The sequence below is a fragment of the Pedobacter sp. KBS0701 genome, assembly GCF_005938645.2.
Lineage (GTDB): Bacteria > Bacteroidota > Bacteroidia > Sphingobacteriales > Sphingobacteriaceae > Pedobacter.
Genome location: NZ_CP042171.1, coordinates 3287936 through 3300082, shown reverse-complemented (window position 1 = coordinate 3300082; position 12147 = coordinate 3287936). Strand labels below are relative to the sequence as shown.

The window sequence follows — 12147 nt, the reverse complement described above, 5'->3', positions numbered from 1 at the left end:
CTACATCAGCGGGAGATCCTCAAATTTTGGATTATAAGTACAGAAACTCCTAATTTCTTCGTATTTTTCAGCAAATGTGATTAATCATTTCAGAAAAAAATCCTTTAAAATGAGAAAATTCCTAATATTTTCTAGCTGTGCACTTCTCTTCCTTGGTTCCTGCAAACAAGGCGCAAAAAGCACTGATGTTAATGCTGATTCTTTAGCTATAAAAGCTATTAATGACTCGAGTTTAACCCGATATTTATCTGTTATTGCTGCTGATAGTTTGGAGGGAAGAAAACCCTTTACCAATGGTGAAACCAAAACCATTAGTTATCTAAAAGCTCAGTTCGAAAAACTAGGCCTGCAGCCAGGCAATGGAGATAGTTTCTTTCAGGAGGTACCGATGGTAGAAATTAAATCTGTGCCTGAAGATAAAATGTTATTGAAAGGAAAAACTGCTTCGCTAACATTAAGTTATTTAACCGATTTTGTAGCCGGTACCCGCCGTGTGCAAGATGAAGTGAGCATGAGTAACTCGCAACTTGTTTTTGCAGGCTATGGTATCGTAGCTCCGGAATTTGGCTGGAACGATTATGCGAACCTTGATGTAAAGGGAAAAACGGTAGTGGTGTTGATTAATGATCCTGGTTTTGCAGATTCTACTTTGTTTAAAGGTAAAAATATGACTTACTACGGCAGATGGACTTATAAATTTGAAGAGGCTGCCCGTCAGGGAGCCACAGGGATTATTATAGTTCATGATACCGAACCGGCAGCTTATCCGTGGACAGTAGTCCGAAGTGGTTGGTCGAAATCCAAACTTACCCTGCAAAGTGAAGATAATGGAATGAGCAGGGCTGTGGTAGAAGGCTGGATTACTTTAGATAAGGCAAAACAGCTATTTGCATTGGATGGTAAATCATTCGATCAATTGGCATTAAGTGCCAGGAAAAAAGGTTTTAAGGCTGTTGATTTAAATATTAGTACTTCACTAAAAGTTAAAAATACCATTAAGAAATCGGTTACTTATAATGTTCTGGCTAAAATACCAGGCGATAAACGTAAAGATGAAGCTATTATTTATTCTGCACACTGGGATCATCTTGGGGTAGGAGAGAAAGTACAAGGCGATTCTATTTATAACGGAGCGGTTGATAATGCAACAGGTGTAGCCGCTTTATTTGAAATTGCTTCGGCATTTAAAAAGTTACCTAAAGTACCTGGGCGTACCATTCTGTTTATTTCTTATACAGCTGAAGAGCAAGGTCTTTTAGGGTCTGAGTATTATGCCAAACATCCTGTTTTTCCATTGGATAAAACTGTTGCCAACATCAATATGGATATGATGGGAATAGCGGGTAAAACGAAAGATATTGTCGTGTACGGCTTTGGTCAGTCAGAACTGGAAGATTACGCTGCGGAAGCAGCTAAGAAGCAGGGGCGGGTAATTGTGCCAGATCCTGTTCCATCATCCGGATTGTACTACCGGTCCGATCATTTTAATCTGGCAAAGGTAGGTGTACCTTCATTATTTACCGGTTCGGGTGTAAATAACATCAAAAACGGCAGAACATGGGGATTAAAGCAGGTGGCCGATTTTACCAAATTCCGCTACCATTCGCCACAGGATAATTTCGATGCCAAAGCCTGGGATTTGTCAGGTATTATAGAAGATGTCCGGATGCTTTTTGATATGGGCTACTGCATCAGTAATGAAACTTCTTATCCGGAATGGAAGGACGGATCGGAATTTAAAATCATCAGAGAAAAGAAATAAACAAAGAGCGTCCCGGTGGTAAACCGGGACGCTCTTCGAAAAAAAGTCATTTTATTAAGTTTCCCCTAAGGGATAATTAATTAAAAGTAGAACTGTACACCTAATCTTGGTGAGAAAGTATCAGCGTTTAAGCCGAAAGTATTGGTTTTAACTTTAGCGCCAGTTCCTTCAGCTTTAACAGTATAATTGTCGTAGCTTAAACCTTTAACTGAAAGTTCGATACCGATTTTCTTAGTTGGGAAGAAAGCAAAACCTGGAGCAAGTTCTACGCCGATTTTAGTAGTAGTACCTAATTTAACTGCGTTGTCGCCATTAGCATCAGTTGCTTTTAATTCACCAAATGCCAATGGTACTGATAATTGTCCGAAGAATTTAAATTGATCAGATAAACCAACATAGTAACGGCCAAATGGAGCAACTTTAAAAGTCCCTTCTTGAGTTTTGTTGCTTACTTTTTTATCGTATTCATAACCAACACCCGTACCGATTGCAAAATTATTGCTGATAAAATAACCAACACTTGGTAATACACTAAAGTTAAAATCTGCTTTTGGAGCACCATCAACTTTCGTAGAATTAACACCTACATTACCACCCAACATAAAATTTCCTTTTTCAGTTTGTGCTTGTGCACCATAAACTAAACCTGCTACTGCTACTAAAGATAATAATAGTTTTTTCATCTTTTTTATTATTTATTTGTGATTAAAATATAGCCAATTTTACTTTTTTAATTTCTGACTATATTTGAATAAAAGTCAACACTTGTGCCAGAAAACTTCTTCAGCGTCATCAAAAAATCAGTTTTTGCTCAACTGCTTAATGCACAAACAGATGTAAATTTAATGTTAATTCAATATTATTTTCGTGTGACGAAAAATCAATCGATTGATTAATTTTTGAGGTATGACAAATTGACAATCTGACTTTTTTTGTAAAAATGTCAGATTTTAGGGTATTCAGAATGGCAGAATTTTAGAAGTGTGATCGTGGTTAGGGATTAAACCTTGCTTGCCGAAATGAGATTTTCTATTTTCTTTTGGATAATAGAGATTGTTTTTTCGTCATTTAAATTTCCATCCGCATCAAACTTATTTTGTGCTTGTGCAATCAGTACTTCCGGCTGTAAAACAGGATTCATATTTAAAAAGGTAAAAACAGGCGAAAATGCCATTTGCATTCTAACAGTTCCCCATAAGCCTTGAGTAGCACCCATCACGGCAACTGGTTTATGCATCAAAGGCGAATCTTTGCCGCGGCTTGCCCAGTCAATGGCATTTTTTAATCCACCAGGAATAGAATAGTTATATTCGGGCGAAGCGATAATAAAAGCATCTGCAGCAGCCAGAGACTCCCTGAATTTCGTTACGCTTGCAGGTCGTTCTTCGGTTTCTGGCAAATCATGGTCGGCATTATAAACGGGGATGTCATCATAGGCTACAATTTCAAATTCGAAACCTTCTGGGATCAATCCGCCTGCCACTTTAAGTAACATCGCATTATAAGATCCTTTTCTCAAACTTCCGCATAAACCAACAATTTTTCTGTTCTTTTCCATTGCTATTAAACCAGAACATTATCAAAATGTTTGGTTTTTGCAAGGACAATATGTGTAGTTTAAAAATTTATAATCACTATTTTTGGCCTGTAAGCTATTCGTTATGACTGAAAATACACCTACTACCTCCATTATTGAAAAAACTGTTTTTCCGATCCTTTTTGCTTTAAGTTTTTCGCATTTATTAAATGATACGATACAATCTTTAATTCCAGCTATTTACCCTGTCATCAAAACCAGTTATCATTTAAGTTTTTCGCAGATTGGTTTAATTACTTTAACTTTTCAATTGGCTGCATCGCTTTTACAACCATTTGTAGGTTTATATACGGATAAAAAGCCTCAACCTTATTCGCTTGCAACAGGGATGGGATTTACCCTCGTCGGTTTAGTTTCGCTTTCCCAATCAACTCATTTTTATACCATATTAATTTCAGTTTGTTTTATTGGGATAGGTTCTTCTATATTTCATCCGGAAGCCTCAAGGATGGCGCATGCCGCATCTGGAGGAAAGAGGGGATTAGCACAATCTGTTTTTCAGTTGGGAGGTAATGCAGGTAGTTCTTTAGGTCCACTATTGGCGGCCTGGATTATTGTACCATACGGGCAATTCAGCTTGATCTGGTTTTCGGTAATTGCACTTTTGGCTATTATTATTTTAACCTATGTTGGTAATTGGTACAAAGGATTTATGCTTTCGAGAAGTAAAAAGGTCAATATTCAAACTGTTGTTAATCAATTTTCGAGAGGAAAGGTGATCTTTTCGGTTTGCATTTTACTCTTGTTAATTTTCTCGAAATATTTCTATATGGCGAGTTTAACCAATTATTTTACCTTTTACCTCATCGATAAATTTCATGTCTCAGTACAAACTTCACAGATTTATTTATTTGTATTCTTATTCTCGGTAGCTGCCGGAACGTTGCTTGGCGGACCCATAGGCGATAAAATTGGGCGAAAATATGTGATATGGGCGTCGATATTGGGTACGGCACCTTTTGCATTGTTGCTGCCGCACGCCAGTCTGTTCTGGGTTGGTGTGCTCATTGTTCCCATCGGGATGATTTTAGCATCGGCATTTTCGGCCATTTTGGTTTATGCGCAAGAGCTCATCCCGGGCAAGGTAGGTTTAGTTGCCGGACTGTTTTTTGGCTTCGCCTTTGGTATGGGCGGCATCGGATCGGCCTTGTTGGGTAAATTAGCAGATTCTACCAGTATTGAATATGTATTTAATGTTTGTGCATTTCTGCCTTTGATTGGGTTGTTGACAGGGTTTTTGCCAAATATTGAGACGAAGAAGAAATAAAAAACCCATCCATTTTTAAGGGGATGGGCCAAAGCTTTACTAGTTGAAGAGGTTAAAATAGGATATAAATTTTAAATCCGAGGTTGTTGATAAATCCCTGACTACTTAAATTGAATGAAGTATATTCGCTTTTGGTAAAAGAGTTATTGGCGTTAACCTCATTTTGTTCTGTTTTGCTGTAGGCAATATCTGCCGATAACAAACTTGTTTCTAATGCAAATCTTTTAGAAACAAACCAGGTGATACCTCCATAAGCGCCTACAGCGTATTGGTTGGAAGTATAACTGGTTAATTGTGGGTAAGTGTTAGTAAATTCGCTGTTATTTTTACTGTGTGTATAGGAGGCTTTTCCACCTGCATACGCAAATAAGGTTTTTACAAGAGGGAAATAGTGCTGATAACTTAGGTTACCACCATAGCTTTTTTGCTCTTGGTTATTCATATTGTCGTTCCCATAAGTATTTTTATTTAGTCCATAAGTCAAATCCAACCCAATTTTATTGTTGTCTTTAAAAAAATAGCCATACCCTAATGTAAAAGAGTTATTTTTTGCTTTGTTTTCGTAGTTGTTTCCCGTGAGTTTGTTGGTAGTTGAATTAACACCAAAGCTTAAAGCGTTTGTTCCTTTTGTTTGCGCGAAACCGCATAGGGAGATACCCACGGCCATAGCCGTAACTAATAATTGTTTTTTCATTTTCATTTGTGTTTTTGTGTATCCAATGATAAAATAAAAAAATGAAATAAAACTATATGTTTAGTTGTTTTTGTTTTAATTGCTTGATTATCAGGATTAAAAAAATCAGGGCTAAATATTAACCTTGATTAAAACAATTAATGATATATAAATTATTGACAATTGAGTCTTTCAATAAAGTAATAGGTATCCAGTGCATCTTCCGATTCGCGGTCATCATTTTCATTAGTGATTGATTTTACTTTCCCATCACTTTTTTGAGAACCACTGTTATTGTACTCAAATCTGATATTGCCAACCGATTTAATTTTTCCATCTTCTGATTTAAAAACCGAATTGTAATATTCAATTCTAATATCACCAATGGCTTTGATTTTTCCATTCTCAGAAGGGAATACACTATTGTAATATTCTATTCTTGTATCGCCAATTAATTTTACTTTTCCGTCTTCAGATTTAAAAACCGAATTATAATATTCAATTTTGGTACCATCAATAGATTTGATTTTTCCATCCTCCGAAGGGAATACACTGCTGTAATATTCTATTTTACCACGAAAGCGTTGAGCATTTGCATGATTGGAAAAACTGAAAAGCAATAACAAGCTTATGCTTATCAGGCCTAAAATTTTGGTGAATATATTTTTCATTTAATTGATGTTAAAAGTGATAATTGATGGTAAGTGTTGGTGTGAAATTTTGCAGGGCGAGTTTCAGGTTATTGGTTTTGTTGTAATTGTAGAGCGATTCTTCCGCATAGTAATTTTGATGAAAGAAAGATACAACCGGTAATGAAAACTCCAATGCAGCATGTTTTGATATGAAATAACTAAAGCCAGGACTTATGCTTGCACCCCATCCCTTTATTTTAGCATCTGTTCGGATCAGGTAACCTTCATCATCAATGCGGTTAAAAGTATTTACCTGTAGGAGCAGATTGGCTTGCATGAAAAACTTAAAACGATCTTTAACGTCGATGTATTTGCGTACGAAAGGAGAAAAACCAAGGCTAAATTCCTTTACTCCACGCTGTTCTTCGTAATATCCGTATTCTTCATTCCATGCGATATAATTTTCACCCCTGAGTTTTGAAAGATTTAAAGGGATTTCCAAGCCTATGGCAAAATTATTGGATAAAAAATAGCCTCCCCTTGGCGTTAAGGTAAAAGTGTTTAAACTGGGCGATGAGCTGTTTTGTTTGGAAGTTCCAAAACTCAGGCTTCCTCCAACAAAGCCTCTTCCTTTTTCAGTTTGGGCATAGCTGCGCCAACTAACGGCGCATAGGAGTGCCATAATGATTAATTTAGGTTTCATTTTATTTGTGTTTTTGTGTGTAATCAATAATAATCATTATTGAAACAAAAAGCAAAAAAAGCAACTATCATGTTAGTTACTTTTTAAATGAAAAATCCCGCAGATTTAGCTACGGGATAATATGCGTTAATGTGGAAGGTAAGCAACAAGCTCGGTTGGGAGCCAGGTTTTATAGTTGCGTGTATTGCTTTTTGCTTTTTCACTCACCGGTATTTTCCAGACTTCGAAAAAGGAAGATAAATTGGCATTAGTCGTTTTACAGATCGTTGTATACCAGAGATCGATCCGTTGTTGGTTACTCAGCGGATGGTCGTAGTATTTGCTAGGATCCATTTCGCGGTATATTTTGTTGGCTTTGATGATAGAGTCCCAGCCAAAATTTTCAATGATCTGGATGTACATACTTAATGCTAGAAACGGATCTTTTCCCCATTTTTCAAAAGTAGGCTGATTTTGAAGGTAACTTTGAATTTTTTTCTCCACTTCCTCTTTATTTCGGATCGCATCATGGTTATAAAGTCCTTTTTTCAGCACTTTATCATACACGTAAATCGAGTAAAGATTGGTGGTTACTTCACTAACTTCGTCCATATCAAGGCCCCAAAATTGATGGCGATGCCCCAACTCATGAAAGTGCCCCCAGCTTCCTTTTGTGCCTACAATTTTTTCATCAAGCATCCAGGCGCAACTTTGATCATCGGGTGCCACAATTTTATCCCAGACGGTATACATATAACCGTAGGCAACCTGGTTATCAATAATGATCCTTTCTGGATGTGTTCTGTTCCTGTTAATGTTGGCCAGATCGGCATCAGCATCCATAACCTGATCCCAGAATTTCATTAACGATTCCGGATTTTTCAAGTTTTTGATCCGATAAGAGGGAACGGTAAGAATAATGTTATTGGTGGCAAGTTCAGCCCATGGTGCAGGGTTATTTTTAATCGTTTCCCATTCGGCAAGGGTATTCTTTTCTAACTTGTAATAAGGCGCCTTAACCACAGCACTTGCTGTAATAGTGATTGATTTTAGCGTACAACTATCCGAAATCTTGATGTATAACAGTCCGCCATAAGGTGAAAAAACGGTTGTCGTATCTTTATCCAGTTCGAATGATCTGGTTAAATCAAAACCGGCCCTTACCAGATTATCCATGTGTTTTAAATCATCGTTGTGGATACCGATCTGAGCTTTTAAATGTTGATTTTTGTATTTAGGATCGACCACAATGCTGACTTTCTCACCTGCTGGTACGTAAACACCGGTACTGTGCAGCCTATAATAATCCGGATAGGGGTCTGCTAATCCCTGCGATCCTACTTTTACATCTATATTGATCTGCTCAACAGTCCTTTTTGCGTTTTTAGGCACTTCGCCTGGAAATGATTTACTTTCCGGGTAAACAAAATCTGTCGCTTTATCTATATTATGGCTTTTGTCAAAAAGATATTTTGAAAATTGATAACCTGCTTTTTTCGCCGGCGTAGAAATATCAATTGGATTTTTGAGCGTTGGAACAGCTAATGTATCACTAATCGCTAAAATGGATTTTAACTTTTTGATGATTTGACTGGTATCAGCATTGTTTGAAAAGGTAAGTTCAAGATTTGGCTCCATTCCATAAGCATACTCAGTTGGATCAATGGCTTTAAAAGCAGGGTTTGCCAACTGTTTAAAGATAGCTTTCACACTAAGATAAAAAGGAACATCTTTTAAATTTAAGGTATCGTTAATGTGATTTGCCTGAATTAAACTATAGGCATTAAATATCCCTGCCTTGGCGAGCAAACTGTTTATTTTAACCAGGTCGTTGAGGTAGGACTTAGTTTGGTCGCGATGTTTAAAAATACCCGGATAGGGGGAACCGTATACCAAACTTCCACCATCAGATATGTATTTTTCAATGGCTTTAAGTTCCGTTGTATCTTTTACATCATTTGTTAAAAAGTAAATGTCGGTACCGGACTGTAATTTACTTCCATCTGCTATGTAAACTTTAACCTTGTTGGCTTTTAATGCATTGAGCAACGCCGCATCAGCTGTTTTGGTTACAGCTACTTTAAGTTTTTTAGGGGGAGTGCTTACATTTTCGAGTATGTTTTTTAATAGTTTTTGGACATTATGATCGCTCAATAATTTGCTTTCAAAATACTCGGATGAGCCTATAGCAAAAATCTGTCCTTTACCTAAGGCACTGCTCATGATCACTGTAGTTGAAACTTCTACCTGTGGGGCGAGCCTGTGTGTTGCTACGATATTAGGTGCTTCGTTAGTGGTATAAAACGCCGAAACAAATTTGCCTGTATCGGGCATAGGTAAGGACTTGACGTCTTTTAAAAGTGCTGATTTTTGAAATTTTTGCGAAAAAATTTGAGTCGAAAAGCACATCAAAATAAAGAGCAGATAGGTTTTTAGATTCATCTTTAAGAGGTTGTGGTTACAATTTTAAGCATCTAAAACTGCTGTCACAACAGGCTATTTGTTAAAAAAAGCTAAAATATGCCTGGTCTTTTCCCTAAGCTTTTAAAATTTATAACAAAAAAAATCCCGCCTCAATTTAATTGAGACGGGATTTGATTGGTATGTATTAATCAATGTTTTGGTTCAGGAACACAAACTTATGATCGAACATATCTAACTTAATTTTGCTGTCTTTATCTATCTTACCCGCCAATATCTCTTTAGAAAGCTCATTTAAGATTCTTTTTTGGATTACCCTTTTTAACGGTCTTGCACCAAACTGAGGATCGTAACCCAATTGTGCCAGCCAGTCTAAAGCTTCATCACTGGCATCCATCTCTATACCCATTTCTGCCAATGTTTGCTGTACTTGTTTAAACTGTAGGCTTACAATATTCCTGATTTCGCTACGGTTTAACGGGGTAAACATAATCAGCTCATCAATCCTGTTCAAAAACTCCGGACGAATGGTCTGTTTCAATACCTCAAACAATTCGTTTTTGGTTTTGGCAATTACCTCATCGCGGTTTTCGTCGCTTAAATCTTTAAAATTATCCTGAATTAAATGTGCGCCGATATTCGAGGTCATGATAATGATGGTATTTTTAAAATTAACCGTTCTACCTTTATTATCAGTTAAACGTCCGTCATCCAATACCTGTAACAGAATATTAAATACATCCGGATGTGCTTTTTCGATCTCATCAAGCAATACCACTGAGTAAGGTTTACGTCTAACGGCCTCGGTTAACTGCCCACCTTCATCATAACCAACATATCCCGGAGGCGCTCCAATTAACCGTGACACGGCATGGCGCTCCTGGTATTCACTCATATCAATACGGGTGAGTGCATTTTCATCGTTGAATAAAAATTCGGCAAGGGCTTTTGCAAGCTCCGTTTTACCCACACCGGTAGTACCTAAAAAGATGAAAGAGCCAATTGGTTTACGTTTATCCTGTAAGCCTGCACGCGAGCGGCGGATGGCATCAGAAATGGCTTCAATTGCTTCGTCCTGACCAGCCACGCGCTGATGTAACTCTTCTTCTAAGTGAAGCAATTTTTCGCGCTCACTGGCAATCAGTTTCGTAACCGGAATACCTGTCCAACGACCAACCACACCTGCAATATCATCAGCCGTAACTTCTTCTTTCAGCATTCGGCTATCAGTTTGCTGGCTTTCTAAATCGGCTTTAAGCTTTTCAACTTTATCCTGAGCCTCTTTAATTTTTCCATAACGGATTTCAGCCACTTTGCCATAATCTCCGGCACGTTCAGCTTGTTCGGCCTCTAATTTATAATGCTCAATCTGCTCTAATTCATTATTTACCGCGTCTACAAGGTCTTTTTCTCCTTGCCATTTCGCTTTAAATTCATCACGTTCTGCTGATAAATTGGCAATTTCTTCTGAAAGTTCCTGAACTTTTCTATCATCTTTTTCGCGTTTAATGGCTTCGCGTTCAATTTCTAAACGCATAATCTCACGGTCTAAAGCATCAACATGTTCTGGCACACTGTCCATTTCCATGCGCAGTTTAGATGCCGCCTCGTCCATTAAATCGATGGCCTTATCTGGTAAGAAACGGTCTGAAATATAGCGCTGACTCATTTCTACAGCCGCAATAATGGCCTCATCTTTAATCCTTACTTTATGGTGGGTTTCGTAACGTTCTTTTAAGCCACGAAGGATAGAAATGGCATCCTGGGTATCAGGTTCTTCAACCATTACTTTCTGGAAACGACGCTCCAATGCTTTATCTTTTTCTAAATATTTCTGGTACTCGTCCAAAGTAGTTGCACCAATGGCACGTAACTCTCCTCTGGCAAGGGCAGGTTTTAAAATATTCGCTGCATCCATCGCGCCTTCGCCACCGCCAGCACCTACCAAAGTGTGGATCTCGTCAATAAACAGAATAATATCACCATCGCTCTGTGTAACTTCTTTAACTACAGCTTTTAAGCGTTCTTCGAACTCGCCTTTGTATTTTGCACCGGCAATAAGCGAACCCATATCAAGAGAATAAACCACTTTGCTTTTCAGGTTTTCAGGCACATCACCTTTAATAATCCTGAAGGCAATTCCCTCTGCAATGGCTGTTTTACCCACACCAGGCTCACCAATTAAAATCGGGTTGTTTTTGGTTCTTCGTGATAAAATCTGGATCACGCGACGGATTTCTTCATCACGGCCAATTACCGGATCCAGTTTTCCGCTCTCGGCATATTCGTTTAAATTCCTGGCGTATTTACTTAAGGCCTGATAAGTAGCTTCAGCATTTTGATCGGTTACCCGGTTATCACCACGTAGTTCTGTAATGGCTTTTTTAAGGTCTTTCTCGTTAACGCCTTGTTCTTTTAATAATTTCGAGGTGCTATCATTAACGGCTAAGATGCCTAATAATAAATGCTCTACAGAGACAAATTCATCCTTAAACTCTTTTAAAAATGTTTGTGCTTTCTGTAAAACGCTATTGGCATTTGATGACAGATAGACATTACTTCCACTCACTTTCGGGAATTTGGCAATCTCTGCATCTAAGTTTTGATTTAGTGAATTAAGGTTAACGTTCAGTTTCTTTAAAACATAAGAAACCACGTTTTCATCAACAGTAAGCAGACCTTTAAGCAGGTGTGCCGTTTCAATAGCCTGTTGCTGATTGCCTTGGGCTATTTCAGAAGCCTGTTGAACTGCTTCCTGGGCTTTTATGGTAAAATTGTTGAAGTTCATAGCTCTTTTAAGTCAAAACAAATGCCATAACAATTTTGATTTTACAATCGGAAATTTTGTCGGTAAGTTTTTATATTACGTGACTAAATTACTGATTTTTAGTGCTTTATGCTGAAAATTTGTCGGCTTTTAGCTTGCTGTCATGTTGAGCGCAGTGAATAATCTTTAACAGATTGGTTTGTATTGATAATTGGTAACTGTTAACTGATTTGGGCGTTACCCAAGCTGCGCAAGGGGCGGGCTGCGCTTCGCTCCGGTACCGATGAAGGATCGGCACTGAACCCTTACAATCCCTAACGCGGTACCTATGGCGTTAGGCTACTTC

The 12147-nt window shown here is 37.9% G+C and carries 9 protein-coding genes; 2 read left to right on the top strand and 7 right to left on the bottom strand.

The genetic code is table 11. The features are described 5' to 3' along the window. Positions 1 to 109: 109 nt before the first annotated feature. Positions 110 to 1762, top strand: a complete 1653-nt coding sequence (locus FFJ24_RS13325) for a M28 family metallopeptidase (protein WP_138821954.1) — start codon at positions 110 to 112, stop codon at positions 1760 to 1762. 80 nt (positions 1763 to 1842) lie between these two features. Here the strand turns inward: FFJ24_RS13325 and FFJ24_RS13320 are convergent, their stop codons facing one another. Together FFJ24_RS13320 and FFJ24_RS13315 are read right to left on the bottom strand one after the other, a co-directional pair. Next, on the bottom strand, positions 1843 to 2445 hold the full coding sequence (locus FFJ24_RS13320; RefSeq protein ID WP_138821953.1) for an outer membrane beta-barrel protein: 603 nt from the start codon (positions 2443 to 2445) through the stop codon (positions 1843 to 1845). Positions 2446 to 2762: 317 nt separating this feature from the next. Continuing rightward, positions 2763 to 3320 carry an NADPH-dependent FMN reductase gene (locus tag FFJ24_RS13315; RefSeq protein WP_138821952.1) on the bottom strand — a complete coding sequence of 186 codons (558 nt, stop codon included), beginning with the start codon at positions 3318 to 3320 and terminating at the stop codon, positions 2763 to 2765. Between the two features lie 103 nt (positions 3321 to 3423). Between FFJ24_RS13315 and FFJ24_RS13310 the strand changes: the two genes are divergently transcribed. After that, positions 3424 to 4626 (top strand): MFS transporter, encoded by a 1203-nt coding sequence (locus tag FFJ24_RS13310; RefSeq protein ID WP_138821951.1) that lies wholly within the window; start codon positions 3424 to 3426, stop codon positions 4624 to 4626. Between the two features lie 52 nt (positions 4627 to 4678). Here FFJ24_RS13310 and FFJ24_RS13305 read toward each other — a convergent pair whose 3' ends face one another. The 5 genes from FFJ24_RS13305 to clpB all read right to left on the bottom strand — a co-directional run bounded on the left by FFJ24_RS13305 (position 4679) and on the right by clpB (position 11822). Then, positions 4679 to 5320, bottom strand: coding sequence for an outer membrane beta-barrel protein (locus FFJ24_RS13305; protein ID WP_168202475.1), 642 nt, complete (start codon positions 5318 to 5320; stop codon positions 4679 to 4681). Between the two features lie 152 nt (positions 5321 to 5472). Next, positions 5473 to 5970, bottom strand: a complete 498-nt coding sequence (locus FFJ24_RS13300; protein ID WP_138821949.1) for a hypothetical protein — start codon at positions 5968 to 5970, stop codon at positions 5473 to 5475. Positions 5971 to 5980: 10 nt separating this feature from the next. Continuing rightward, positions 5981 to 6634, bottom strand: coding sequence for an outer membrane beta-barrel protein (locus FFJ24_RS13295; RefSeq protein WP_138821948.1), 654 nt, complete (start codon positions 6632 to 6634; stop codon positions 5981 to 5983). Between the two features lie 126 nt (positions 6635 to 6760). Further along, entirely contained in the window at positions 6761 to 8947 is a 2187-nt protein-coding gene (locus tag FFJ24_RS13290; RefSeq protein WP_168202474.1) for a M60 family metallopeptidase, read from the bottom strand. Between the two features lie 274 nt (positions 8948 to 9221). Then, complete coding sequence (gene clpB, locus FFJ24_RS13285) at positions 9222 to 11822, bottom strand: ATP-dependent chaperone ClpB (protein WP_138821946.1); 2601 nt, start codon at positions 11820 to 11822, stop codon at positions 9222 to 9224. Between the last annotated feature and the right edge of the window lie 325 nt (positions 11823 to 12147).